Below are 24206 nucleotides of genomic sequence, written 5' to 3'. Positions count from 1 at the left end.
GTCCGGCTCTTGGTGTGTGTGGGACAGCGTCGCCCCGCACAGGACCAAGGTACCAAAAACTATTCGACTCGCAAGAGATTTCGCAGGTGCAGCGAAAAGAAGCTATCCGGCGCGCACCAGCAGCCGCTCGTAAAAGCCGCCGAAGGTTCCGTTCGGTTCCGCCAGGTGAATTTCCAAAATCCAGTGACGTGCGCGTCCCAGCCCGTCAAGATCGCGCATCCGCGTCGGGTTTTCAGGGCGGATATGGCCATGCATCTTCTCGCCGGGAACGCGCGCGTGAGGGAATTCCGCGACGACGTGACCGGCGATTTCACCGGCAAAACGCCAACCGCGCGCCTCGGACTCCGCGACGGCCTTGGCGTAAAGCTCCGCGCCGGTTATGTCGGGATGGGCGGCATAGTGGGCGGCGACCGCATCGAAGATGACCGGCTGGTCGCGGACCAGCGCATGCTTCACGGGATCATTGCCGATGGCATAGGTCCGGCCGACATCGGCCTCCCATTCGCCGAAGACCGGTCCGATATCGACGAACACGATGTCGTCGTCCGCGATCGTCAGGATCGGCGGATTGTCCGAGAAGATGGCCAGGGTATTGGCGCCGGCGCGAACGATGCGCTTGTGCCAGTGGACTTCGACGCCGAAATCGCTTTCGGCCAGGGCGTAGATGTCGTTCTCGACCTCGCGCTCGGTCCGGCCGGGCGCGATCAGTCCCTTGTCCTCGATGGCGGTCAGCAGCGCAAAGGCACGGTCTTCGGCGCTGCCGAGCGCGATCAGACGGTCCTGCTCGCTCATGCCTGGACGTAGACCCAGGCGCGCAGGCCCGACTTCAAGGCGACTTCGACACGCTTGTAATCCGACACCTCATAGGCGTCGGCGTGGTTCAGCTCTTCGGGCGTCACGACAAAGACCTTGCCGGCCACCTCGTCGTCCGCCTTGTCCGACGGCACGACGACGGGATGGAAGCGTTCGCCGCTGGTCGCCAGCACTTCCGGATCGGTGATTTCCAGCATCTGCGACCGCCAGCCGGGCATGGCGTCGTCCTGCCCGTCCAGCCGGCGGCCGAAAGTGGCGAACTGCACGGCCTCGAGTTGAAGCGTACCGTAGGAAAACAGGTGGATTTCGGAGGATTGCGAAGCGGACATGTTCAGGTTCCCTGGGCAGTTCGACCGGCGACAGCCGTTTAACCGCTGCCGCTCCGAAAATCTACTGCAATCAGGCGGCCCGGCGCTTTCCGGCATTGCCGATGCGCGCCACCAGCCAGACCAGGACGCCGAACAGCAGCGCATAGCCGACTTCCACAATCTCCGGCAGGACGACCAGAATATCGGTGATGTGCGCGGACTGCGCGGCCAGCCACGCATTGAGCCCGTCCCAGACGGCGCCCAAACATCCGGCGACCAGACCGATCGCGCCGACGGTCGCCAGTGCCGCCGAAGGCTTGCCGCCCGATGCCAGGCGCAGGACCGCCAGGGCCACAGCGGCGGCCAGCATCAGCAGGCTGACTGTCATGCATAGCTTTGTGAGACTTCCAGCCCCCGCGTAGACGGCCCACGGGGTCGCCCCACCGAGTGTATTCAAAATGGCCTGAGTTTCGTTGCTCGCCATCGCGCCCTCCCCTTGCTGGCAGAACGACGGTATCACGGAAAACGGTAAACGCAAAAACGCCCGCCGGATCACTCGGCGGGCGTTTTTAAATCCTGCTGTTCCTGCGGATCGCGGCCGGTGTCAGGCCGGCCGCGCCTTGCGAAAAAACCGGCGGCGGAAGAGCTTGAGGTGGCTGCCGCGGCGGACGATCAGGCGCTCGATGCGCAGGGTCTGCTGCCACATGACCGACAGGATCTGCGGATTGCGGCGCAAAAGCTTGCGGATCGGCATGATCCAGTTCGGGTGACGGCGCTTGAGATGGATGAACTGGCGGCGCGCCCACATGGCGTTGCGCAGCACCAGGATCAGGCCGGCGACGATAAGGAAGTAGTGGCCCGGAATGATGATCAGCACGAAACCGGCGGCGATCAGCACGAAGCCCAGCGCCATCAGCACCCAGCCGAGCACCTTCTTGGTAAAGCGCTTGAAAGTGCGCTTCACCGACCGCAGGCGCGAACCGTGCGATTTGTGCGGGACCAGAGATGTGCCGTGTTCACTCGACATTGGTTTTCCGGATGGGCTCCTTGGCGCCCCTGACAGACGTTCAGACAAAAGCGTCCTGCCCCTGCCCATTGCCTCCATATGGAGAGGCATTTGGACATTGTAAGGGCACAGGCTGAACACACGATGAAGATGGACGAAATTTAATTTTCGTAAGGTCAACCCGCCCCGCAAATGCCGAAAAGCAAAGGCATTGCGACGCGAGGTTGACATAGGGGCATCTGTGGAAAAATGCCATATCTGCCGCGGTTAACCGCGATCACTCTGTGTTTCGCATTTTCAGGCCGGCTGGGCGGCGGCGTGATGGCGGCGGCGGAAAAGACGGTGTATGCGGCGCAACAGGCTGTTGCGCGGCTTTAGCGCCAGACCTTCCGCGCGCAGCATGAAGCGCCACAGGATGGCCAGGAACTTGGCGCGCGGCCGCATCAAGGAGCGCAGCGGCCCCAACCATTTCGGATGTTTGTGGTAGAGTTTGACGAACTGGCGCTTGACCCAGGTCGAGCTGCGTAAAAGCAGCACCAGTCCGACAATCACGACCGGCAGGCCCAGCGGCCCTGGCAGCGGCGAAATCACCACGCCCAGCGCCACGAGCAGCCCGCCGGCAATCATCAGTATCAGTTTGAAGACGATCGCCATGTGCTCACCTCTATGCCTTGCCGATCATATGGGAAGGGCATGCAAAATTTCGATGGTTGGCGCCTGAGCCTTCCTTCTTCTCGCACCTCCCCGTTTTCGTAGAAAATGGGGAGGTGTAAGGATCATCTCAGCTATAGGTCAGTCTCGGCTGACGCGCGGCGCGGGTCTCATCGAGCCGCTTGGCCGGGGCGAGATACGGTGCGCCCTTGAAGCGGTTGACGTCGCCGGCAAGCGCCGCCTCGGCCAGGGCCTTCAGCACCGCGACAAAGCGGTCGAGCTCGGCCTTGGACTCGGTCTCGGTCGGCTCGATCAGCATGGCACCGTGGACGACCAGCGGGAAGTACATGGTCATCGGGTGGAAGCCTTCGTCGATCATCGCCTTGGCGAAGTCGAGCGTGGTCACGCCCGAGCCTTCGAGCCAGCGGTCGTCGAACAGCGCTTCGTGCATGCACGGCCCGTCCGGGAAGGGCACGCTCATCACGTCCGACAGCGACGCCTTGATGTAGTTGGCGTTCAGCACCGCGTCCTCGGCGACCTGGCGCAGGCCGTCCGAACCGTGGCTGAGCATGTAGGTGAGTGCGCGGATATACATGCCCATCTGGCCGTGGAAGGCGCACATGCGGCCGAAATTGGCCTGCGACGCGTCTTCGCCATGCTCTTCCAGGACCAGACCGCCCTCGCCCGCCACGACCCAGGGACGCGGGGCGTAGGCGGCAAGCGCTTCGGACAGCACCACCGGCCCGGCGCCCGGACCACCGCCGCCGTGCGGCGTCGAGAAGGTCTTGTGCAGGTTAATGTGCATGGCGTCGACGCCCAGGTCGCCCGGGCGCACCCGGCCGACGATGGCGTTGAAGTTGGCGCCGTCGCAGTAGAAGTAAGCGCCCGCCGCGTGGATCAGGTCGGCGATAGCGATGATGTCGCGCTCGAACAACCCGCACGTATTGGGGTTGGTCAGCATGATGGCGGCGATGCCGTCGTCGATCTTGGCTTTCAGGTCCTCAATATCGACGCGGCCGTCGGCGGTCTGCGCGATTTCACGGACCGTATAGCCGACAAAGGCCGCGGTCGCCGGGTTGGTGCCGTGCGCCGATGACGGCACCAGCACGGTGCGGCGGTGGCCCTGCCCTTTCGCTTCGTGGGCGGCCTTGATGGCCAGAAGTCCGCATAGCTCGCCATTGGCGCCGGCCTTGGGCGTCAGCGCCACGGCCGGCATGCCTGTCAGGGTCTTCAGCCAGTGCGCCAGCGAATCCATCAGGCGCAGCGCCCCCTGAACGGTCGAGACGGGTTGCAGCGGGTGGATGTCGCCCAGGCCCGGCAAGCGCGCCATCTTCTCATTGAGGCGCGGATTGTGCTTCATGGTGCACGACCCCAGCGGATAGAGGGCCAGGTCGATGGCGTGGTTCTTCTGCGACAGGCGCACATAGTGGCGCACGGCCTCGGGCTCGGTCAGGCCGGGTAGCGACAAGTCGTCGCGGATCAGGCCGTCGAGGTCCGACGTATCAATCGCGATATCGGCGAAATCGACGCCGGTGCGCGAATAGTCGTCCCACTCAAAAATCAGCTTCTCGCTCTGCAACAGGCCGCGCCCGCCGAGCAGCGACTTGAACGAGATCGTTTCGACGTCGATCGACGGCGCGGTCGGGCGGCCGACCGAATTCATCTTGGGGGCGTCGGCCATCACAGGACCTCCTTCAGGGCGTCTACAAGCGCCGCAATATCCGCGTCGCTGACCGTTTCGGTCGCGGCGACGATCAGGTGGTTGGCAAGTTCAGGGCTCTTGTCGAAGCGCGACACCGGCACGCCGGCAAGAATCCCCTTGGCGGCCAGAGCCTCGACGACACCGTCGGCCGCCTTCGGCAGCTTGACGGTGAATTCATTGAAGAAGCGCGGCGTCACGACCTCGACGCCCGCGACCTTGGCCAGTTCGGCTTTCAGCGTGTGGGCCTTGGCGTAGTTGATCTTGGCCACGCGGTTGAGCCCCGTCTGGCCCAGCAGGCTCATATGGATCGAGAAGGCCAGCGCGCACAGGCCGGAATTGGTGCAGATGTTCGACGTCGCCTTGTCGCGGCGGATATGCTGTTCGCGCGTCGACAGGGTCAGCACGAAGCCGCGTTCGCCGTCGGCGTCGACCGTTTCGCCGCACAGGCGGCCCGGCATCTGGCGCAGGTACTTTTCCTTGGCGGCGAACAGGCCGACATAAGGGCCGCCAAAACTCAGCGGCACGCCGATCGACTGGCCTTCGACCGCGACGATGTCGGCGCCCATTTCACCGGGCGATTTCAACAGGCCCAGCGACATGACTTCAGTGACGACGACGATCAGCAGCGCGCCGGCGGCCTGGGCGGCCTTGGCTATCTCGGTCAGGTCGGTTGCCGTGCCGAACAGGTTGGGCGTCTGGACGACGACGCAGGCCGTGTTGGCGTCGATGTGTTGCAACACCTCGGCTTCGCCGTCGACCTGCAAGGCCGAGGCTTCGGTTTCGATACCGACCGCATGGGCAAGCGTCTCGATCGTTTCGCGGTAATGCGGATGCAGCCCGCCCGACAGGACGGCCTTGTTGCGCTTGGTGATGCGCTGCGCCATCAGCACGCCTTCGGCCGCGGCGGTCGAGCCGTCGTAGAGCGAGGCATTGGCGACCGGCATCCCCGTCAGGCGCGCCACCTGGGTCTGGAACTCGAACAGGACCTGCAGCGTGCCCTGTGCGATTTCCGGCTGGTATGGTGTGTAGCTGGTCAGGAATTCCGAGCGTTGGATGATGTGGTCGACCGTCGCCGGGATGTGGTGGCGATAGGCGCCGGCGCCGATGAAGAAGGGCGCCTTCGACGGGCTGAGGTTCTCGGCGGCAAACGCGTTCAGTTGCGCCTCGACCTCCATTTCACCGGCATATTTCGGCAGATCGACGGGGCCGTCGCGGCGGGCGGGTGCCGGCACGTCGACGAACAGGTCGTCGATCGACTTCAAGCCAATGGTATCGAGCATTGATGCCCGGTCGGTATCGCTGAGGGGGAGGTAGCGCATCAGACCATTTCCAGGGTTGGGAGTTGACCCCTCCACCGCTTCGCGGTCCCCCTCCCCACTAATTGTGGGGAGGAGTAACGTGCGCGATTGGACGAGTCTGAGAAATTACAGGGTGTCGAGGAAGGCTTCGTAGGCGGGGCGGTCCATCAGGGCGTCCAGTTCCGACGCGTCCGACAGCTTGACCTTGGCGATCCAGCCGGCGCCTTCGGGGGCGGCATTGACCAGGTCGGGGCTGTTCGGAAGCTCGGTATTGGCTTCGACGACCTCGCCCGACACGGGGGCGTAGACGTCCGACGCCGCCTTGACGCTTTCGACAACGGCGAAGCTGTCGCCCTTCTTGAGCGCCTTGCCGACTTCGGGGACTTCGACGAAGACGACGTCGCCAAGCGCGTTGGCGGCGTAGGCAGTGATACCGACCAGCGCGACGTCACCCGTGACTTCGACCCATTCGTGATCCTTGGTGAACTTCATGACTTACCCCTTGGGCTTACGGTGATAGCCGTTGGCGACGAACGGCAGGGAAACGATGACGGCGGGATAGGGCTTGCCGCGGACCTCGACGTCGAGCTCGGTGCCGAAGGCGGCTTCTGCGGGCGGCACATAGCCCATGGCGATGGAGTAACCGAGGCTGGGCGACGGCCCGCCCGAGGTGATCTTGCCCAGCACGCCGCCGTCCTTGGCGACGATGACAGCGCCTTCGCGCGCCGGCGGACCCGACAGGATCTTCAAGGCCACGCGCACACGGTCGAGATGGCCGTCGAGCTGCTTTTTCAGACGGTCGATGCCCTTGATGTCGCCGCGCGTCAGACGCGACTTCGACATGGCGAATTTCAGATCGGCCTCGGCCAGGGTATAGGACGCGTCCATTTCGTGGCCGTAGAGCGGCATGCCGGCTTCCATGCGCAGGCTGTCGCGGGCGCCGAGGCCGATCGGTTTAACGAAGGGGTCGGTCAGCAGGCGGTCCCACAGGGCGCCGGCAATGCTGTTCGGTACGCTGATTTCGAAGCCGTCCTCGCCAGTATAGCCCGAGCGCGAGAAGAAGGCCGTCTCGCCCATGATCTCGAACGTGCCGCAGTCCATGAAATACATGTCGCAGGCCGCCGGGCAGACGGATTGCATCACGTCCTTGGCCTTCGGGCCTTGCAGGGCCAGCAAAGCCCGGTCGTCGAGGACTTGGAAATGCGTGTCGCCGATGATCTCTTCGGCGATGATCTCGAAATCCTGGTCCTTGCAGGCAGCGTTGACCACCAGGAAGAAACCGCTCGTTTCGGGACGCGACACCATCCAGTCGTCCAGAATTCCGGAAGTGTCATTGAGCAGCAGGGAATATTTCTGCTTTCCTTGAGATAATGCCGCAAAGTCCGTCGGCGTCAGGCTTTCCAGCGTGGCGATCGCATCCGCCCCCGTCAGGCGCGCCTGCCCCATATGCGACACATCGAACAGGCCGGCGCTTTCGCGCGTCCAGCGGTGTTCGGCCAGAACGCCCTCGTACTGCACCGGCATAGTGTAGCCGGCGAACGGCACCATGCGCGCGCCAAGGGCGACGTGACGATCGTAAAGCGCGGTCGACTTGAGAGGGATATCTTGGGTGTCGGGCATGGCGGGACTCGCAGATCGTCTGTTGAACGTGTCTGCCCCCGCTGTCCTGATAGCCTGAGAGATTTAGACGCTGAAATCAAGCGTCCTTGCTCCGTCGGCGGATGCTTCAAGCATCACTTTCCAGCGTTCAGTGTGTTCTGCGGTCCGTGGGCCTGAGCGTTTCCGGGGCGGTTGCGCCTTCGGCGTCGCGACGAGTCGCGATCTCTCCCGCAAGAACGCTGGCCTTGTGCCCGGCGCAGGTTAAAGAGTCAAGCCGGGGCGCCCCGCTCACGGCAAATATGAATTAGCCGTTGTTGACGATCAGGCGCAGGTGGCCTTTTTCAAGCAGTTGCGGCGGGTCGTACGGCTCCGGGCGTTCTATCAGTGTCGGCCGGGCCAGCAGGCGTTTGCGCACCTTGGTCATTTCCGGCAGAAGCGACGCCTCGATATGGTGCATCTCGATCTCGACGCATTCGTCGGCCAGGCGCTCGATATGGCGATTGTGATAGCGGCCGGGCGGCGTCACCAGGACCAGCTTCTTCTTGGGGAAGCGCTGCTTGAGATAGCGCGCGGTGGCGGCGTGGTCGCCGTCGGCGGTGACCAGGTAGCAGACGTCGAACAGGTCGTCTTCGGCGTCCGCCGCGATCGACAGGGCCAGATTGACGTCGCCCTGCTTTTCGACCGACAGCTGCCAGCTATGGCCGCAGGCATTGCAGCCGTCCTGGGCGTGGACGAAGTGGCCCATGCGGCAGAGCACGCCCTGCGACTGCAAGGCCTTCATATAGTCTTCGTGGCGCTTGATCTTGCTCTTGTTCTGCTGGCGGATGGCCGAGCACCAGACGATGCGCTTGACGACCTCGGACTTCGGCGCGATGGCGCGGCCGAGCGCCTTGAGGTTCAACCATTTGAGATAGGGGCGCTTATAGGCGTCGATGGCATGGTAGAGGTTGAAGCCGTCGATGTAGAATGCCGCACGCTTGCGGAACAGCGGCAGATGCCAGCCGCCGGCGCGCGTCGTGTCTTTCCCCTGCCCCTGCTTCGACGCCATGACGCTTTAAGTTCCGCGTTAACCTGCCGGTAACACTAAAGCCTAAGTTCGGCAGTTTGTCAGCAGGATTTGCGTTTCGGGCGAGATTTAGAAAGCAAGATACCCCTCCACCCCTTCGGGGTCCCCCTCCCCATCAAGATGGGGAGGAGAAGTAAGTGGAGCGCGTTTCCACCGTCGCGGGTCCGGGTCCAGGGGGCTTGCCCCCTGGCCTGCTTACATCTGGTCGGGCGCAGACAAGCCCATGAGGTCTAGGCCGAGTTCCAGTTGCTTCAGGGTCAGCGTGACCAGGCCGAGGCGTGACGCCTTGATGGCCGCGTCGTTGCCCACCAGGACCGGACAGGCGGCGTAGAACTTGGAAAACGCCTGGGCCAGCCGGTAGACGTGGTCGGCCAAAAGGTTCGGCGCGCGCTTGACATAGGTCTCTTTCAGCGCGCCGTCGAAGGCGTCGAGCAGCAGAACGAGCTCGCGCTCGGCAGGCTCCGCGACCAGTATCCCGCCTGCGGCCAGGCCCTGTTCCGCCGCCTTGCGCAGGATCGATTTCATGCGCACCGCCTGGTACAGCAGGTACGGCCCGGTCTTGCCCTCGAAGGTGGTGAAGCGGTCAAGATCGAAGATATAGTTGGTCAGGCGGTGGTTCGACAGTTCGGCGAACTTGAGCGCGGCGACCGCGACCTTGTGCGCCGTGTCGGCGAACTGCGCCTCAGACAGCCCTTCGCCCAGCCCGGCCTCATGCAGGCGTTCGGTGGCCTTTTCGATCGCTTCAGCCAGCAGTACGTGCAGCTTCAGCGTACCGCCGTCGCGCGTCTTGTACGGCTTGCCGTCGGGGCCGTTGACCGTGCCGTTGGCGGCGTGTTCCAACTGGCCTTCGCGGGCATAGCCGGCCAGATAGGCCGTGCGGAAGACCTGCTCGAAATGCTCTGCCTGACGCTGGTCGACGATGTAGAGGCTGAGGTCGGGCCCGAATTCCTTCTGGCGCTGGACGATGGTGGCGACGTCGGTCGTACCGTACATGGCCGAGCCTTCCGAAGACACGGCCAGCAAGGGCGGCGGGCTGGGAACCTCGACGACCGAACCGTCGTCGAGCTTCTTCTTGCGCGTTTCGCCGGGCTTCGCGACGTGAACCACCCGCGCGCCCTGGTCGTCGACCAGCAACCCCTTGGCGTCGAGGTCGGCGATCATCGGCTCAACGTACGGATCGGCGTCGGATTCGCCGTTCCACAGGTCGAATTCGACACCCAGGGCGGCATAGTCGCGCTTCAAGGCTTCACGGCTGACATTGACGAAGTGCTGCCACAGGGCGCGATAGCCCCGGCGGCCAGCCTGTAATTCCTTGGTGGCCTTCCTCGCCAGATCGCGGAAATCCATATGGGTCTTTCCGCGCGCTGCGGCGGAGGGATACAGATGGCCGAGATCGTCGAGCGTCACCGGCGGCTCCGACGGATAGTCGCCTGTATAGGCCTCGTCGAAATAGGGCAGCTCCGGCTGCAATTCGTTGAGCGCCACGATCAGCAGGCCCATCTGGTAGCCCCAGTCTCCGAAGTGCGCATCGCCGATGACCTCGTCGCCCATGAAACGCATGACCCGCTTCAGGCTTTCGCCGATGACGGCGGTGCGCAGGTGGCCGATATGCATTTCCTTGGCGACGTTTGGACCGCCGAAGTCGATGATGACCTTGCGCTTTTGCGCGACTGCGGGCGCGCCGACGCGCGGATCGGCGTTGATCGCGTTGACGCGGTCGCTGAGCGCGCTGTCGGACAGCACGAAGTTGAGGAAGCCCGGGCCGGCGATGTCGGTGCTTTTTAAACGGGTATCGCCTGCGAAATGCGCAACGATCTTGCCCGCGACCTCGCGCGGATTCGCCTTGGCCTGCTTGGCCACGGCGAGCGCGCCATTGCACTGGAAATCGGCCAGGTCGGGACGGTCCGACGCATTGACCCGGCCGGCAGACGCATCGAACCCTTCGGCCACGAAGGCCGCCGAAACGGTATCGGTCAGTTGCGTCTTGAAATCGTGCGAGGGAGCGAAGGCGTCAGACATAATACGGTCCAGAGGTCGGAAAGTCCCGACCTCTTAAGCACCGGACTTTGCTATGACAAGTCTTATTGCTTCTTCTGCTCGTCCGACGAGACGAAGCGGAAGTGTTTGCCTTCGCGGTTGAACTCGGCCATTTCCGGCGTGACGTCGAAGCCGACCAGGACTTCGAAGTTCGAGCCCGAGATCGTCGCGTCCTTGCGCGGGATGACGATGCCGTCGATGCGCGTATTGAGGTCCTTGCGCTGTTCGCCCGCCGAGAAGGTCACCGGCAGCTCGAATTCCTGCTTGGCCAGCACCGTCTTGTCGCGCTCGGTCACCGCTACCCAGTAGTGATAGATCTTGGTCTGGCCGTCGGCTTCCGCGCCGCGGCCGAGCGAGAAACCGATATCAACGCCGACCTGGATCGGATCGCCGCCCTTGTAGGCGCAGTCCGAATTGACGCCGTTGATTTCGCCGGTCCACTGGGCGGCGCTGCTGGTTTCCTTGTTGTCCTTGAACTCGTGGAAACGCGCGGCGTCATACAGCACCTTGACATAGGGGCAAGGGCCTTCGGCGTGCAGCTTCTTCAGCGACAGCTGGCGGTCGTTCCACTCGTCGTCCTTCTTGTCGCGCTCCTTGGCCTTGTCTTCGTCGCCCTGGTCGCCGCCCGGTCCCTGCTGGGCGTGGGCAACGACGACGGCGCCGGTGTTGAGAAGGACACCGATGCACAGGCCGGCCAGAAGTCTACGCGAGAAGGGCATCATGGGTTGGCGATTCCTAAGAGTGCGCGGGGATTTAAAACGACGACTCCGTCTCCCCCGAAGACGGCGCCTTCAGGCGATGTGTAGCGCCTGTGGGTGCGAATTCAAAGGCTTTTATCGACCGACTACGGCCAAATCGCGGCGGAGGATATTCAGGTGTGATATCTGTGTCTATAGCGCCTCGGCTATGGCGCGCACGCCGAAAAAGCCTTACATGACGAGTCATGTCCCCTGCCCCACAACGTCTCAAGGTCTATCTCGCCACGCCGCGCGGTTTCTGCGCCGGTGTCGACCGCGCCATCCAGATCGTCGAACGCGCGCTCGAGCTCTACGGCGCCCCTGTCTATGTGCGCCACGAGATCGTGCATAATCGCCACGTCGTCGACCGGCTGAAGGCGCTGGGCGCCGTGTTCGTCAAGGAACTGGAGCAGTGTCCGCCCGACCGCCCCGTCGTCTTTTCGGCGCACGGCGTGCCGAAATCGGTGCCGGCCGAGGCGAAAACCCGCAAGATGTTCTATCTGGACGCCACCTGCCCGCTGGTCTCGAAGGTCCATGTCGAGGCCGAGCGCCATTTTCGCGAAGGCCGCGAGATCGTGCTGATCGGCCACGCCGGCCACCCCGAGGTCATCGGCACCATGGGCCAGTTGCCCGAAGGCACGGTGAAGCTGATCGAAACGGTAGACGACGCCCGCGCCTTTACGCCGAAAGACGCCGGCAATGTCGCCTTCGTGACGCAGACGACCCTGTCGGTCGACGATACGTCGGACATAGTCGGCGTCCTGAAAGACCGCTTCCCCGAGATCGCCGAGCCGCACAAGGAAGACATCTGCTACGCCACGACCAACCGCCAGGAGGCCGTCAAGCAGATCGGCGCCGACTGCGACCTGGTGCTGGTCATCGGCTCGGCCAAGTCGTCGAACTCGCAGCGTCTGGTCGAGGTCGCGATGCGCGCCGGCGCCCGCGCCGCCTACCTGGTCGACGACGCCAGCCATGTCGACTGGGCGTGGTTCGAAGGCGTGAATACGCTCGGCATCTCGGCGGGGGCCTCGGCCCCTGAAAACCTGATCACCGACCTGATCAAGGCCGTCACCGACCGCTACGACGCCGAGGTGATCGAGAACGCCGGCGTGCTGGAAACGGTGACGTTCAAGCTGCCGCGCGTGCTGACCCAAGCATGAAACCAAAGGTCGAAATCTATACCGACGGCGCCTGCAAGGGTAATCCGGGCAAGGGCGGCTGGGGCGCCATCCTGATGTCGGGCGGCCATGAAAAAGAGCTCTATGGCTACGAAGCGGTCACGACCAACAACCGCATGGAACTGATGGCAGTCATCCAGGCGCTGGAGGCCCTGAAGAAGCCGTGCGACGTCGATCTGCACGCCGACAGCCAGTATGTGCTCAAGGGCATCAAGGAATGGATCCACGGCTGGAAGAAGCGCGGCTGGAAGACGGCCGACAACAAGCCGGTTAAGAACGACGACCTGTGGATCCGGCTCGACGCCGCGCAGAAGGGGCACACTATCCGCTGGCACTGGGTCAAGGGCCATGCCGGGCACGACCTCAACGAACGCGCCGACCAGTTGGCCAACAAGGGCATTACCGAGGCAAGGGCGGCGTCGTAAATCGTGCTATAGTGGCGACATGACGGGAGCAACGGCATGCGCAAAACGGCATTTATCGGCTTGATAGTCCTGGCGGCGGTTCTCTTCGGCTGCTCGCAGACTCCGAGACCCGTTGCCGCCTCCAGCGCGGAGACCTGCCGCGCCCAGGGCGGACATGAAAGCCGCTCGCCCTTCGGGGCTCCCCTCTGCCAGATTCCGTATTCTGACGGCGGCAAGGCCTGTACAGGCAAGATCGATTGCCAGGGCCGTTGTCTGATCGACCTCGATGGCCAGACCGTTAAGACGCTCAAACCCGGCGACGCCGTCACCGGAAAGTGCGAGGCCGAGCACGCGACCTTCGGATGCTACGCCATCGTCGAAGACGGCAAGATGTCGGGCCCGGGCGTTTGCATCGACTAAACGGCTTTCAGCCCCTTCGCAAACCGCCGGGCATTGCCGACATAGTGCTCCGCCGAGCGCCTGAGCCCTTCGATCTGTTCCGGAGTCAGTTCGCGCACCACCCGCGCCGGTGAACCGACGATCAGCACACCGTCCGGAAACGCCTTGCCTTCGGTCACCAGGGCCCCGGCTCCGACCAGGCTGTTCCTGCCGATCCTGGCCCGGTTCAGCACGACCGCGCCGATGCCGATCAGCGAATTGTCACCGATGGTGCAACCGTGCAGCACGACCTTGTGCCCCACGGTCACGCCCTCCCCGACCGTCAGCGGCGAACCCGGATCGGAATGCAGCACGGCGCCGTCCTGGATATTGCTGCGCGCACCGATAATGATCGGCTCATTGTCGCCGCGCACGACCGCGCCGAACCAGACGCTGGCGCCCTCGCCCATCCTCACATTGCCGGCGACCGAGGCATCGGGCGCGATCCAGCCTGTCTCCGGCACAAGCGGGGAAACATCATCAAGCGCATAAACTGGCATGGAAAAGCTCCGGATATTACAGTTACGTGAATTTATCCACAGGGTCGCGAGTTTTAATATTCCGGTAATATTCAGAGCGGAATCTGATTGCATCCTTACCCGGGAATCAGCTTTCCTTCGTAAGGTGTACGGGAGGCCCAGGGCCGCCCGTGCCTCCAGGCTTAAGCCCTTTGAGGTTGATGTGGCAAGACCGCGTAGCATGTCTGGTATCCCACTTCCTCCGCCGCCGTATTTCGGCAGCGGCGGGCCCTCTGCCCGAAGCCTGTTCTTCAATCCTACGCGTTCGTCCGGCGATGCCTTTTGTGGCTTCGCCTTTTTTTATGCCCGTAAAGGAGCACGTCCATGACCAAGCGATCCGCCAAGCGTTTCCTGCGTGAAGGCCATCTGGATGAGGCGGCATTCCAGCCTGACACGAAGGTGCGCCGGCTGAACGTGCACACAGGCGGCGGCTGGTCGCCCATGGGCAATGCGGCGAACGAGGACCGGGATCAGAGCTACGTCAAGACGATCAAGCCGAAATCCGATGGCCAGGCGGCGCTTCTCAACGCCATCGACGACAAGAACCTGGTGTTGGCGCTCGGCCCCGCCGGCACGGGCAAGACCTACCTGGCCATCGCCAAGGCCGTGGAAGCGCTGGAGGCCGGCAAGGTCGGCCGCATCGTGTTGTCGCGGCCCGCCGTCGAAGCCGGCGAATCGATCGGCTTCCTGCCCGGCGACATGGAAGACAAGCTGGCCCCTTACCTGCGTCCCCTCTACGACGCCCTTACCGACCGCCTGTCGATGAAGCGCGTAAAGGCGCTGATGGCGGAAGGCCTGATCGAGATCGCGCCGGTGGGTTATATGCGCGGCCGAACGCTCAACAACGCCTTCGTCGTCATCGACGAAGCGCAGAACTGCACCTACGTCCAGCTCAAGATGCTGCTGACGCGGCTGGGCTGGAACTCGACCATGATCGTCACCGGCGACCCGGCGCAGTCGGACCTGCTGCCCGGCGTGTCGGGCCTGGCCGATGTGGCGGACAAGTTCGAAAGCGTAGACACCATCGCCGTCGTCCGCCTCATGGACAAGGATATCGTGCGCCATCCGCTGGTCGCCCAGATGCTTGGGGTTCTGTAAGCAACATACCGGTATGGGGAGGCGGATCCGAACCGCCTTCCCGACTTCCGGCGTCGATAAGGCAAAGAGCCGCCTGGCTACGGTACTATCCGGTGTCTCGCAAGGAGACGACCCTTCTATGGTTCTGGAGACAGTCGATGAACTGGTAGAATTTTTGCCGGTTTTCCGCCTTCATGGAATATACCCGGCAACGCGCGGCGTAATCCTGATCGTAATAGGCAATACCTAAATCGTCGAACCCCATTCTCAGGTAACTTCTGCGATGCAGCCGAAACCTGCCCTCGTCTATAACATCGCCATATATCGTGCCGCGATATTTGGATAGGTTCCTGCGATATATGGCGATGCAGGCAGAAAATAACGCGACGGCAGGAGCTCCGACGCGGGCTTCGTATTCGATAATAAATCGCCCCATTTCGGAGGCGCCGTTAGGCAACGCCAAGCCAGCAAACTTGATATTCGCGGACAATGGCAGAAGACCTCCCATGGCGGGCACCACGCGCGAAGCCCCGACAATCCGGTTGCCCTTCATACAAAGCGCGTGATCCGCGACGTCATCCCACTTGTCGAGAATCAGGTTGTCGAGACCGGGGTAAACGCGCCTGAGATCGCCCTTGAACGCCTTGCGGCGAAACTCGGCCAATTGCTCAGAAGGGACGGGCATGCGTCTCAGGCTGTGATCGTCGATATTGAATATCGTGGCGAGATAATCCCTTGGTTCCGGCATTAAGCTACCGCCCTTCCGCCGCCAGTGCGGCCATCAATCATAACAGTCAAAATAAGGTTCTGAAATATCTTGAATACCAATTGCGCGCCAAAGAACCAAAATGTGATCAAAGTCGTGTAATGTGGTAAATCTATAAGTAAAGAATACCCGGTTAGCTTTAATATCAGGTTGTTTTCATAACAGGCACCTACATATGCCAAGGCAAACAGACCCAAAATGGGAAAAAACGCCCCATATATGAAAAGGTTGGCATTTTTAAAGAACGATACAATGCTGGAAAAACGAATGGCAAGAACGGGCTTTCCGTTCACGATTTGCTCGAAAAAGGCATAGTCCTTATTTTGTTTGTACTCATTGGATTCACAGTAATTTTTGAAAAAAAGTCCGTATTTGCCATAAAGGGCTTTCCGCGTCCCGCTACCGTCTACTGCGCGATCCTCTCCCAGGGCCACCAAGTTCCAGAAAAACGTAAATACAAGATATACACCTATAAAGGCGATGTAATAGCAATATTCTTTATTTCCAATCTTTGCATTACCAGTAATTTTTAACGGTATTCTCATATAAACAAAACACAAGGATAAAAACAATATTCTGAACGTCTCAATGACCACCAAAAGGGCATTTGTCCGATCAGCTCTTATCGATTGTTGTGACGGCATATAGCGCTGGCTGATGATGTCCCAATATTTCGTGGTATGATATTCCATCGGCACCAGGCAAAATGTCATGGCTGCCATAAGTAAAAAAGACCAGTCTATGTAGCGGGGATCGCGATTTGCAATCTCAATTATCGCTCCCACCCAAGTGGCCGCACAAAATATAATCACCAGCTCATTTATGCTAAAGCCGGATTCGTGTTTGCTCATCCGTCGCCCCCGGAGTGATTTTCAAAAAAAATTTGAAAGAAATATGAACACGAGTTTCCCAAAAACACAACGTTATGTTGATTTTAAGCAGGTTTATTCGGTCGCCGCAGCCATTTAAGCAGCGCCACACGTCCAAAAGGCGTTTTCGATAATCAAGGTAGGCGCCGCCAGTTGCGCAAATGGCCCCCACCTATAAGATGTCCGTTCGATCTTTCGACGGAAATCCCATGTTTGTAAGCCCGCGCCTGTCCCCTGCCGAAGAAGCGGTCCGCCAGGCCTATGCCGCCCACCGCGAAGGCGATCTCGACCGCGCCCGCGCCGCCGCCCTGCGCGCAACCGGGCACAATCCCGATCATCTCGAAGCCTGGTACGTGCTGGGCAATATAGCGACGAGCGCGAACCGCTTCGACGATGCGGTCGCGGCCTTTTCCGAAGGCGTGAACCGCGCACCGGAAGGCTCACCGACGCGCGGGCAGTTCATGACCCTGCGCGCCCGCGCCCGCATCGCCGAAGGCTTCGCGGCCGACGCCGTCGCCGATATCCGCGCCGCAATAGACAGCATCGCCGAAGCGCCGGGCCTGGTCGCCGCCGCCACCGTCCTGTCCGAGGCCGGGCTGGAGGCCGAGGCTCGCCCGCTGCTGGAACGCGCCGCCGGCCTTGCGCCCAATGACGCCGCCGCCTGGTTCGGCCTGGCCGGCGCCCGGCAGTTCTTCGGCGACCTCAAAGGCGCGGAAGCGGCGTTCGAAACCTCGATCCAGTGCGGACTGCGCACTGGAAATCCCGTGCCAATGGCCTGGATGTCGCTGGCCCGCCTGCGGCGCTGGACGGCGGAGGACAACCATATTGCCCGGCTCGAAGCCACCCAGTGCCGCCATTCCCTCGACGCCGCCTGCGTCGCCTACTCCCTGTTCAAGGAATATGACGATACGGGCAATACGGCCGCCGCCTGGGACGCGCTACAGCACGGCTCGATGATCGGCGGATCGATCGATCCGTGGTCGGTCGACGAGGACAAGGCCCTGCTCGACGGCTGGCAGGCATATCTTCCCCCCTCGCGCTTCGGTACGGCGGACGACCGCCCCCGGCCAGGCCCGCGCCGCATCTTCATCATCGGCCTGCCGCGGTCGGGCACGACCCTGGTAGAACGAATCCTGGTGGCGCATTCGGAGGTGCAGGCCCTGGGCGAGCTCAAGACCTTCGGCGCGGCGGTCAAGATTCTCGGGCAGACCGCCACGCCGCGCCTGCTCGACCCAGACACCATCGCTGCCGCCAGCCGCCTCGATCCCCTGGCCCTGGCCGAGTGGTACACGGAGCAAACGGCCTATCTTCACGACGGTTCGGCCTTCACCATCGACAAGCTGCCGTCCAACCACGAATATGCCGGCCTGATCCGCCTCGCCTTCCCCGACGCCATCATCGTCCATGTCCGGCGCGAGCCGATGGACTCGCTGTTCGGTGCATACAAGCTGTTGTTCTCGCAAGCCCACCGCTGGTCCTACAGCCAGGAGCACCTGGCGCAGCACTACGACCAGTATCGCCGGCTGATGACGTACTGGCGGACCTGCCTCGATGCCTCAGGCCAGCCGCTGGTCGAGATCTCGCTCGAAGACCTGATCCGCGAACCCGAGGCGCAGATTCGCCGCCTGCTGGACCTGTGCGGCATGCCGTTCGAAGACGCCTGCCTGCGCCCGCACGAAGCCAGGGGCGCGGTCGCCACCGCCAGTTCAGCCCAGGTGCGCGCGCCCATCAATGCCGAAGGCGTGGGCGCCTGGCGCCGCTACGCCACCGAGCTCGAGCCCCTGCGCGCACAGCTTGAGGCCATGGGCTATGTCGGCGCGGACGTTTAAAGCGTTGTCCCAATAAAAAAGCGGCGGAGTTACCTCCGCCGCTTTTCCTTTGGCTGTTGCCAGGATCAGAAGTCCTTGCTGATCGTGACGAAATACTGACGGCCGATATAGCCGCTGTAGTACTGGCTGCTGAACGGATAGTTGCCGATCTTGCCGAAGCCGACCGCCGACGTGCCGATATAGGGCGGCGTCTTGTCGAGCAGGTTGGTGACACCGGCGATGACCTGCCAGCTCTTGGCCTTGTAGCGCACGCTGAGGTCGTGGGTGATGAAGTCCGGCACCTGGGTGCGGTAGGTCACAGGCGTACCGAAGATATCGGTCGTCGAGCCCGTTTCACCCGCAAAGCCCTTGTTGTCGGATTCCTGCACGTAGTTGACCGTCCAGGTGAAGGTCCAGTCCTTGTGCTTGAACTTCGACTGTACGTCGCCGACCCACTTGGGATCGCCGATCGTACCATTGAAGTCTTCGAACGGATCGCCCGGGAAGGTCTGCGACTTGTCGTAGGCGGTATAGGTCGCCTGCGAGTCGATGCTCAGCGTGCCGAAGTTGAAGTCCTTGGTATAGTTGACGGTGAAGTCGATACCGCCGGTCTTCTCGGTCGGGATGTTGCGGTAGCTGGCGTCGATCGTCTGGATCGAGTTGTCGGCCGCGCGGTGGAACAGGTCGCAGAAGCCGGGGCGGCTGCGGAAGTAGGTGCTCGAATAACAGGCGCTGACGACCGCGGTGGTCGACAGGATCTGGTTGTTGACCTGGATGCGCCAATAGTCGACCGCCAGCTTGAAGCCCGTATCCGGCGGGGTCAGCACGAAGCCGAACGTCGCCGCGTACGAATCTTCCGGCTTCAGACTGGAACCGCCGCCCTGGATGATGGTCGCCGAAGCGCCGCCGCCCGAGAAGTTTTGCGGAAGGCCGTCAGCCGCGCAGTTGGTGCGGATGGTGGCGTTGGTCTGCACGAAATTGCCGCTTTGATCCTTCAGGCCGTAATTGATGCAGGGGTCGACCTGGACCTGCGACAGGAACGAGGTCTGGTCGGCCAGGAACAGTTCGAACAGGCCGGGCGCACGGAACGAGGTCCCCGCCGTGGCACGCAGGCGCAGCACGTTGTCGACCGCCCAGTCGAGACCGACCTTGTAGGTCGTGGCCGAGCCCACGCTGTCATAGTCCGAATAGCGCACCGAAGTGTCGAGCTTCATGTCTTCGATGAAGGGCTGGCCCTTGAACAGCGGGAATTCCGCTTCGCCGAAGACTTCCTTGACGGTGTCGGTGCCCTGGGTGACGCCGGCGGTCGAGAAACCCCAGACATTGTGGTTGCGCGAGAATTCGCCCGGCGTGTCCTTGATGTGGTCGCGGCGCAGCGAAACGCCGAGGGCCACCGCCACCGGACCGGCCGGCAGGTTGAACACGTTCCCCGTGGCGCTGGCTTCGACGATCGTCTGATCGTAGATCGTCTTGCCCGTTTCCGGCACGAAGTAATAGTTCTTCAGCGCGTCTGGCCAGTTGCCGTTTTCCAGGATGTCCTTGGTGAAGACGTTCAGCGGCACGCAGCCCGTCGGCGAACCGGCGCCGCAGACGCCGCCGGGCAGCAGGTCGTAGGTCTCCTGGCTGGTGCCCGTGCCCGCTTCGACGCGGTCGTTCGGGATGGCGATGTCGTGGTAGGTGCCGTTGTTCTGCGAGGTCGAGATGTAGGCATCCCACGTCCAGCCGTTCGTCCAGCTGCCGCGCGCGCCACCCAGGACACGATACAGTTTCACATCCTGGCTCGAATTGGCCGGGACAGCCAGGTAGGGTTCGGCCTGCAAGGGCAGACAGAAGTAGCGGTCGCAGGCCTGGTTCCACGGGTTAGCCGACGAGTTTTCGTTGTAACGCGGGAAGAAGGTCCGCCAGGCGCTCTGTTCCGACTTGCGCTGGGTCAGCAGCAGTTCGGAATAGAATTCCGTGCCGCCGGCCCAGTCGGGACGGTAGGAGCCTTCCGAGAACAGCGTATTGGTCTGCACCGGCGAGATAATGGTGCTGTTCTGCAGGCGCTTGTCGTTGAGATCGCGGTTCTGGTACGGGATGAACGCCCAGTTGGTGGCGCAGCCGTCGAAATTGTTCGGCGTACACGGCGTGTTCGGCGTGATGGCGCGCGAACCGTAGTAGTTCGAGATGCCGTAGTCGGACAGCAGCTGCCAGTAGTCCTTGGCGAAATAGGTCCCGACATAGCCGTTGGTCGCGCCGCCGTAGCACTTGTAGGTGCCGGTGTTCGGGTCGATCAGGTCGGCATTCTGGCCATTGGCGCCGACATAGTTGTTCATCGGGCACGAGAAGGCCGCGCGGTCGCCCTGCGTCAGTTCCTTGAGCTCATAGTGCGACACGGAGACCATGATGTGGCCCTTGTCGAACGTCTTGCCCCACATCAGGTCGGCTTCGTACTGGTCGCCGCCCTTGTGCTCGCTGGGCTTCAGCGTCGTATTGAGCTCGAGGCCGTCGAAATTCTTGCGCGTGATGCCGTTGACGACGCCGGCGACGGCGTCGGAGCCGTAGATCGACGACGCGCCGTCCTTCAGGATTTCATAGCGCGAGATCACCGATTCCGGCAAGGTGTTGAGGTCGACGGCGGCAACCGTCCCGCCGACGCCGGCGGGCGGCAGGCGGCGGCCGTTGAGCAGGACCAGGGTGCGTTGCGAACCCAGGCCGCGCAGCGAGATGCTGTTGACGCCGTCACCGCCGTTGACCACGTAGCCGGTGAAGGTGTTGTTGATCTGGCCCGAGCCGTTGGCGACGGACGAGCTTTGCAGCACTTCGGTCGCACTGACCATGCCGGACAGGCTCGACTTTTCCGCCGTGATGACCTGCACCGGCGACGGCGAATTGAACTCGTTCTTGCGCAGGCGCGATCCGGTGATCACGACTTCCTGCGTGTCGGCCGCCGCCGCAGGAACCTTGGCGACCGGCTTAGGCGGAGCCGTCTTCTCGGTACCGGCCGGCGCGGGCGTGCTGTTGTCCTGAGCGATGGCGGGCAGGCCGATCGCAAGCGAGGTCAGGATGGTACCCGCCAGCAGCCAGTGGCGGGAGAAACCTTTAGGGTTGGACATGAAGATACTCCGGGGGGTGAGACTTGAGGACTTGCCGCACTTTTGAAACTAAACCGTCATACATTTGACGCAAATTAAAACACAGTGTTTCGCGTCATGGCCGGTCCATTGTGATCACAAAGACACAGTATTCCAGCCAGGACACACGGCATCGCTTCGCAAACCCGCGTTGCGACACCAATCTTCCCCCCTCGATTTGAAAGCCGTTACTGTATCAGCCCGCACTTAGGACTTTTAAGGTAGTCCTGAATGTACCCCAGGGACTGTTGCTGCCATTCGACATGCCAGGGAATGGTGTGCCACATCCCTTTGATCTCATGGTATTCGATATCCTTGCCGGCCGCCTTCATGGCCGCATAGAACATGCGCGAATGATCGGTATCGGCCTGGCGGTCGTGATCGCCGTGATAGAGCATGATCGGAATATTCGCCTTGGCCACGTTCTTCAACGGGTCCATGCCGGCGACGGTGTGGCCCTGGACGTCGCGCTGGATATGGCTGTCCCCCCACAGGTTGCCGATACGGTCCAGGCTCGACACCCCTGCCCCGGCGATGGCGCATTTGTAAGGGCTGTTGGGACGGACACTGGCGGCAATGGCCGCGAAGCCGCCATAGGAATAGCCGAAGATCGCCATGCGCTTGGGATCGGCGACGCCCTTCGCGACCAGGTAGGCGGCCGCGTCGTCATTGTCGTCCGACATCTTCTGGCCCCACTCGTTGTCGCCGGCCCGCCACAGCTTGTAGCCCCACTCTTCGGAACCCCGGTATTGCGGCTGGATGACGGCGATGCCGCGCGTGGCCAGGAACTGGACCCAGCCGGCGGGATCCCATTCGAACTCATCGCGCGCCCACGGCCCGCCATGCGGCATGACGACCAGGGGAACAGGACCCATGTCCGGCGTCCATCCCGCCGGATAGGTAACGAAGGCCGGAATTTCCAGGCCGTCGCGCGCCTTGAAGATAACAAACTCGGCCTTGCCCAGGGTCTTCGGATCGATCCACGGCCGCTCGGCGCCGATCTTCAGCAGCTTGCCGTCCTGAAACAGGTAATATTCCGGCGGATAGTCGGGCGCATCGACCTTGACGACAGCCTTGTCGAGCGCGTGGTCGATAGTGAAATAGACGTTCTTGCCCGGGAAAGCCGCCTGGATTCCCTTCTGGATGCCCGACCACTTGTCGTCGAGATAGACCACGGTTTCGCTCGGTCCATGCACCACCACGCCGAAGATGTCCGTCTTGTGCGCCGCGCGGTCGATATGGAAGGCAACATCGACATTGTACTTGTCGTTGGCGAACAAAGGCTCGCCCGAGAAGGCTTGCGCCTTGATATCGTAATCGTAGACCTGGGCGTTATCGCTCTTGAGGTCCGTCGCAACGACCAGTTTCGACGGATCCGTGTCGTATCCCAGGATGCTGATCGTCTTGCGATCCTTGACCGGATAGCTGAGCTGAGGGTGATAGACCCACTGCCCCGAGGCCTTGTCCTTGATGAAGATTTTGACCCAGTAGTCGTTGCCGACCAGTTCCTCGGCCCGGCGGATCATCGGCTCGCCGGTCTCGAGATCGACGCCTTCCCTGATGTATTCGCTCTTGTCCGAGCCCAGCGCCACGGTGCGTGTCTTGCCGGTCTTGGTGTCCAGCTCGAAGATCTTCTGAACGAACGAATCAGGGTCGATGGTCTCCATCAGGACCTTGGACGGATCGTACAGGCTGGTGTTGAACGGCTTCACCGAGATTCCGCGCTCCATCTCGTCGCGGACATCCTTGTTCATCGTGCCGGTGATCTTGAACGGCTCCTGGATGTTGCGGCCGTCGACGTCGACATAATAGAGCTTGCGGATAAAGGTCGGGCGGCCGTCGCTGCCGTTGATCGGCTGCTCGGTCACGAAGAATATCTTGTCGCTGCTGAAGAAGCCGACCTGGTCGATGCGCTGCGTCGCGGACGGAATCCACACCGGCGTCTTCGACAGGTCCGACGTATCCCAGATCGAGATGACCGGCCATTGCTGTCCCTTGACCGCCAGCAGACCGGCAATGTGTTTGCCATCGGGCGAAATGGTCAGGTCCTGAAGACTCGCATACTGCGCGATTGCATCGATGGGGATGGGATTGGCCGGAGGCGTGTAGGTCGCCGCGCCGGCTGCGCCCGCCATAAGCCCCAGGGACAGAAAGACCCCGCCAAGAAGACCAGACCGTAAGCGCTTGCCTGCGAACTTCGTCCTGCCGTTCATACGGAGCTCCTTACTATTGCATCGAGATCGTTACAAAAGTCAGTTAACTGCCAGTCGTCAAGGGGGAAGTGTCAATTTTCCGCCACATTGTCGCACATTACAAACTTTTAATGCTCCGAATAGGCGAGTTTTGCCGTTTCAATTGCATCGGACTGCTGGTGCATCGCAATAAAGTACTGGCGAAACACGCAGGCGCGGTGACCTCGCACGACCGTATACCAAATAACACCGTTTTGATAGTTCGAAAAACTGTCTCACCCGATACGGATTTACTGCATAAGTCGTACAAAAACATTTCGTCCAGAAACAACAACGGGTTACCGTCCGTCACTATAGGATGAAAAAAGCCGCCCTTCCGCATTGCCGGGGAGAAATCGGCCATGGTACGGCTTGACCGCACACACCCCGCGGTTCAGTACCGCGCCGCTGATCCAGCCTCTGAGCCCGTACTGCGCAGGGCAATACGTTTCCGGGACAAGGCGTTTCCGCTCCGGCACCGTGCTCGCGGTGCCAGCATGGTCAGGCGGCCCCAGTACCCACAGTGGCAGAAATGTCGTACCGTCGCGGAGATAGTCGCGTACTGCCGGCGCAACCTTCACGTGCCC

Annotated in this window: 22 protein-coding genes and 1 riboswitch; of the genes, 5 read left to right on the top strand and 17 right to left on the bottom strand. The window is 62.0% G+C overall.

Annotation, left to right across the window (positions count from 1 at the left end; genetic code table 11):
- Nucleotides 1-102: 102 nt before the first annotated feature.
- The 12 genes from AB8717_RS08310 to AB8717_RS08255 form a co-directional block, all read right to left on the bottom strand.
- A complete protein-coding gene (locus tag AB8717_RS08310) occupies nucleotides 103-792 on the bottom strand; it encodes a M24 family metallopeptidase (RefSeq protein ID WP_443750557.1) in 690 nt (229 codons plus the stop codon).
- Nucleotides 789-1142, bottom strand: coding sequence for a gamma-glutamylcyclotransferase family protein (locus AB8717_RS08305; protein WP_443750556.1), 354 nt, complete (start codon nucleotides 1140-1142; stop codon nucleotides 789-791). The genes AB8717_RS08310 and AB8717_RS08305 overlap by 4 nt, the downstream gene beginning before the upstream one ends.
- A gap of 70 nt (nucleotides 1143-1212) precedes the next feature.
- Nucleotides 1213-1509 (bottom strand): hypothetical protein, encoded by a 297-nt coding sequence (locus AB8717_RS08300; protein ID WP_443750555.1) that lies wholly within the window; start codon nucleotides 1507-1509, stop codon nucleotides 1213-1215.
- Between the two features lie 216 nt (nucleotides 1510-1725).
- Nucleotides 1726-2148: a hypothetical protein gene (locus tag AB8717_RS08295; RefSeq protein WP_443750554.1), complete on the bottom strand. Its 423-nt coding sequence runs from the start codon at nucleotides 2146-2148 to the stop codon at nucleotides 1726-1728.
- Between the two features lie 276 nt (nucleotides 2149-2424).
- Nucleotides 2425-2781 carry a hypothetical protein gene (locus AB8717_RS08290; RefSeq protein ID WP_443750553.1) on the bottom strand — a complete coding sequence of 119 codons (357 nt, stop codon included), beginning with the start codon at nucleotides 2779-2781 and terminating at the stop codon, nucleotides 2425-2427.
- Nucleotides 2782-2908: 127 nt separating this feature from the next.
- Entirely contained in the window at nucleotides 2909-4441 is a 1533-nt protein-coding gene (gene gcvPB, locus AB8717_RS08285) for an aminomethyl-transferring glycine dehydrogenase subunit GcvPB (RefSeq protein ID WP_443750871.1), read from the bottom strand.
- A 17-nt stretch (nucleotides 4442-4458) separates the two neighbouring features.
- Nucleotides 4459-5799, bottom strand: coding sequence for an aminomethyl-transferring glycine dehydrogenase subunit GcvPA (gene gcvPA / locus AB8717_RS08280; protein ID WP_443750552.1), 1341 nt, complete (start codon nucleotides 5797-5799; stop codon nucleotides 4459-4461).
- Between the two features lie 105 nt (nucleotides 5800-5904).
- Complete coding sequence (gene gcvH, locus AB8717_RS08275) at nucleotides 5905-6270, bottom strand: glycine cleavage system protein GcvH (RefSeq protein WP_443750551.1); 366 nt, start codon at nucleotides 6268-6270, stop codon at nucleotides 5905-5907.
- 3 nt (nucleotides 6271-6273) lie between these two features.
- Nucleotides 6274-7398, bottom strand: coding sequence for a glycine cleavage system aminomethyltransferase GcvT (gene gcvT / locus AB8717_RS08270; protein ID WP_443750550.1), 1125 nt, complete (start codon nucleotides 7396-7398; stop codon nucleotides 6274-6276).
- Nucleotides 7399-7528: 130 nt separating this feature from the next.
- Nucleotides 7529-7618, bottom strand: a riboswitch (glycine riboswitch).
- A 63-nt stretch (nucleotides 7619-7681) separates the two neighbouring features.
- On the bottom strand, nucleotides 7682-8425 hold the full coding sequence (locus AB8717_RS08265) for an NYN domain-containing protein (RefSeq protein WP_443750549.1): 744 nt from the start codon (nucleotides 8423-8425) through the stop codon (nucleotides 7682-7684).
- Between the two features lie 213 nt (nucleotides 8426-8638).
- On the bottom strand, nucleotides 8639-10462 hold the full coding sequence (gene argS / locus AB8717_RS08260) for an arginine--tRNA ligase (RefSeq protein ID WP_443750548.1): 1824 nt from the start codon (nucleotides 10460-10462) through the stop codon (nucleotides 8639-8641).
- 62 nt (nucleotides 10463-10524) lie between these two features.
- The gene (locus tag AB8717_RS08255) at nucleotides 10525-11202 is read right to left on the bottom strand and encodes a Tat pathway signal sequence domain protein (RefSeq protein WP_443750547.1); all 678 of its coding nucleotides are present in this window, start codon (nucleotides 11200-11202) and stop codon (nucleotides 10525-10527) included.
- Nucleotides 11203-11423: 221 nt separating this feature from the next.
- Here AB8717_RS08255 and ispH point away from each other — a divergent pair, with 221 nt between their 5' ends.
- Genes ispH through AB8717_RS08240 form a run of 3 tightly spaced genes read left to right on the top strand, consistent with a single transcriptional unit; the run spans nucleotide 11424 to nucleotide 13219 of the window.
- Entirely contained in the window at nucleotides 11424-12377 is a 954-nt protein-coding gene (gene ispH, locus AB8717_RS08250) for a 4-hydroxy-3-methylbut-2-enyl diphosphate reductase (protein WP_443750546.1), read from the top strand.
- Complete coding sequence (gene rnhA / locus AB8717_RS08245; protein WP_443750545.1) at nucleotides 12374-12820, top strand: ribonuclease HI; 447 nt, start codon at nucleotides 12374-12376, stop codon at nucleotides 12818-12820. Before ispH ends, rnhA begins: the two co-directional genes overlap by 4 nt.
- A gap of 36 nt (nucleotides 12821-12856) precedes the next feature.
- Nucleotides 12857-13219, top strand: a complete 363-nt coding sequence (locus AB8717_RS08240) for a hypothetical protein (protein WP_443750544.1) — start codon at nucleotides 12857-12859, stop codon at nucleotides 13217-13219.
- Here AB8717_RS08240 and AB8717_RS08235 read toward each other — a convergent pair.
- The gene (locus AB8717_RS08235; RefSeq protein ID WP_443750543.1) at nucleotides 13216-13737 is read right to left on the bottom strand and encodes a gamma carbonic anhydrase family protein; all 522 of its coding nucleotides are present in this window, start codon (nucleotides 13735-13737) and stop codon (nucleotides 13216-13218) included. The genes AB8717_RS08240 and AB8717_RS08235 overlap by 4 nt on opposite strands.
- A gap of 342 nt (nucleotides 13738-14079) precedes the next feature.
- On the opposite strand from AB8717_RS08235, the gene AB8717_RS08230 reads away from it, so the two are divergent.
- Nucleotides 14080-14853 carry a PhoH family protein gene (locus AB8717_RS08230; RefSeq protein ID WP_443750542.1) on the top strand — a complete coding sequence of 258 codons (774 nt, stop codon included), beginning with the start codon at nucleotides 14080-14082 and terminating at the stop codon, nucleotides 14851-14853.
- An 85-nt stretch (nucleotides 14854-14938) separates the two neighbouring features.
- Here the strand turns inward: AB8717_RS08230 and AB8717_RS08225 are convergent, their stop codons facing one another.
- Both AB8717_RS08225 and AB8717_RS08220 read right to left on the bottom strand, forming a co-directional pair.
- On the bottom strand, nucleotides 14939-15580 hold the full coding sequence (locus AB8717_RS08225; RefSeq protein ID WP_443750541.1) for a hypothetical protein: 642 nt from the start codon (nucleotides 15578-15580) through the stop codon (nucleotides 14939-14941).
- Nucleotides 15580-16449 (bottom strand): hypothetical protein, encoded by an 870-nt coding sequence (locus tag AB8717_RS08220; RefSeq protein ID WP_443750540.1) that lies wholly within the window; start codon nucleotides 16447-16449, stop codon nucleotides 15580-15582. The genes AB8717_RS08225 and AB8717_RS08220 overlap by 1 nt, the downstream gene beginning before the upstream one ends.
- A gap of 227 nt (nucleotides 16450-16676) precedes the next feature.
- Here AB8717_RS08220 and AB8717_RS08215 point away from each other — a divergent pair, with 227 nt between their 5' ends.
- Nucleotides 16677-18296 (top strand): tetratricopeptide repeat-containing sulfotransferase family protein, encoded by a 1620-nt coding sequence (locus tag AB8717_RS08215; protein ID WP_443750539.1) that lies wholly within the window; start codon nucleotides 16677-16679, stop codon nucleotides 18294-18296.
- Nucleotides 18297-18361: 65 nt separating this feature from the next.
- On the opposite strand, the gene AB8717_RS08210 is transcribed toward AB8717_RS08215, so the two are convergent.
- Both AB8717_RS08210 and AB8717_RS08205 read right to left on the bottom strand, forming a co-directional pair.
- Nucleotides 18362-21370, bottom strand: a complete 3009-nt coding sequence (locus AB8717_RS08210; RefSeq protein ID WP_443750538.1) for a TonB-dependent receptor plug domain-containing protein — start codon at nucleotides 21368-21370, stop codon at nucleotides 18362-18364.
- A 206-nt stretch (nucleotides 21371-21576) separates the two neighbouring features.
- Complete coding sequence (locus tag AB8717_RS08205; RefSeq protein ID WP_443750537.1) at nucleotides 21577-23601, bottom strand: alpha/beta hydrolase family protein; 2025 nt, start codon at nucleotides 23599-23601, stop codon at nucleotides 21577-21579.
- Nucleotides 23602-24206: the final 605 nt, after the last annotated feature.

It is taken from the genome of Asticcacaulis solisilvae (assembly GCF_052327315.1).
In the GTDB taxonomy this organism is placed as follows: Bacteria; Pseudomonadota; Alphaproteobacteria; order Caulobacterales; family Caulobacteraceae; genus Asticcacaulis; species Asticcacaulis solisilvae_B.
The sequence above is the reverse complement of the archived record's forward strand: the minus strand, read 5'-3'. Positions and strand labels throughout refer to the sequence as shown.

What these genes read in the sequence shown, in the direction of transcription:
- AB8717_RS08220 (WP_443750540.1), bottom strand. Translation starts at nt 16,449, where the DNA reads ATGAGCAAACACGAATCCGGCTTTAGCATAAATGAGCTGGTGATTATA.
- AB8717_RS08215 (WP_443750539.1), top strand. Translation starts at nt 16,677, where the DNA reads ATGTTTGTAAGCCCGCGCCTGTCCCCTGCCGAAGAAGCGGTCCGCCAG.
- AB8717_RS08300 (WP_443750555.1), bottom strand. Translation starts at nt 1,509, where the DNA reads ATGACAGTCAGCCTGCTGATGCTGGCCGCCGCTGTGGCCCTGGCGGTC.
- AB8717_RS08210 (WP_443750538.1), bottom strand. Translation starts at nt 21,370, where the DNA reads ATGTCCAACCCTAAAGGTTTCTCCCGCCACTGGCTGCTGGCGGGTACC.
- AB8717_RS08295 (WP_443750554.1), bottom strand. Translation starts at nt 2,148, where the DNA reads ATGTCGAGTGAACACGGCACATCTCTGGTCCCGCACAAATCGCACGGT.
- AB8717_RS08235 (WP_443750543.1), bottom strand. Translation starts at nt 13,737, where the DNA reads ATGCCAGTTTATGCGCTTGATGATGTTTCCCCGCTTGTGCCGGAGACA.
- AB8717_RS08240 (WP_443750544.1), top strand. Translation starts at nt 12,857, where the DNA reads ATGCGCAAAACGGCATTTATCGGCTTGATAGTCCTGGCGGCGGTTCTC.
- AB8717_RS08205 (WP_443750537.1), bottom strand. Translation starts at nt 23,601, where the DNA reads ATGAACGGCAGGACGAAGTTCGCAGGCAAGCGCTTACGGTCTGGTCTT.
- gcvH (WP_443750551.1), bottom strand. Translation starts at nt 6,270, where the DNA reads ATGAAGTTCACCAAGGATCACGAATGGGTCGAAGTCACGGGTGACGTC.
- gcvPB (WP_443750871.1), bottom strand. Translation starts at nt 4,441, where the DNA reads ATGAATTCGGTCGGCCGCCCGACCGCGCCGTCGATCGACGTCGAAACG.
- AB8717_RS08255 (WP_443750547.1), bottom strand. Translation starts at nt 11,202, where the DNA reads ATGATGCCCTTCTCGCGTAGACTTCTGGCCGGCCTGTGCATCGGTGTC.
- ispH (WP_443750546.1), top strand. Translation starts at nt 11,424, where the DNA reads ATGTCCCCTGCCCCACAACGTCTCAAGGTCTATCTCGCCACGCCGCGC.
- AB8717_RS08310 (WP_443750557.1), bottom strand. Translation starts at nt 792, where the DNA reads ATGAGCGAGCAGGACCGTCTGATCGCGCTCGGCAGCGCCGAAGACCGT.
- AB8717_RS08265 (WP_443750549.1), bottom strand. Translation starts at nt 8,425, where the DNA reads ATGGCGTCGAAGCAGGGGCAGGGGAAAGACACGACGCGCGCCGGCGGC.
- gcvT (WP_443750550.1), bottom strand. Translation starts at nt 7,398, where the DNA reads ATGCCCGACACCCAAGATATCCCTCTCAAGTCGACCGCGCTTTACGAT.
- AB8717_RS08290 (WP_443750553.1), bottom strand. Translation starts at nt 2,781, where the DNA reads ATGGCGATCGTCTTCAAACTGATACTGATGATTGCCGGCGGGCTGCTC.
- AB8717_RS08230 (WP_443750542.1), top strand. Translation starts at nt 14,080, where the DNA reads ATGACCAAGCGATCCGCCAAGCGTTTCCTGCGTGAAGGCCATCTGGAT.
- argS (WP_443750548.1), bottom strand. Translation starts at nt 10,462, where the DNA reads ATGTCTGACGCCTTCGCTCCCTCGCACGATTTCAAGACGCAACTGACC.
- AB8717_RS08225 (WP_443750541.1), bottom strand. Translation starts at nt 15,580, where the DNA reads ATGCCGGAACCAAGGGATTATCTCGCCACGATATTCAATATCGACGAT.
- AB8717_RS08305 (WP_443750556.1), bottom strand. Translation starts at nt 1,142, where the DNA reads ATGTCCGCTTCGCAATCCTCCGAAATCCACCTGTTTTCCTACGGTACG.
- gcvPA (WP_443750552.1), bottom strand. Translation starts at nt 5,799, where the DNA reads ATGCGCTACCTCCCCCTCAGCGATACCGACCGGGCATCAATGCTCGAT.
- rnhA (WP_443750545.1), top strand. Translation starts at nt 12,374, where the DNA reads ATGAAACCAAAGGTCGAAATCTATACCGACGGCGCCTGCAAGGGTAAT.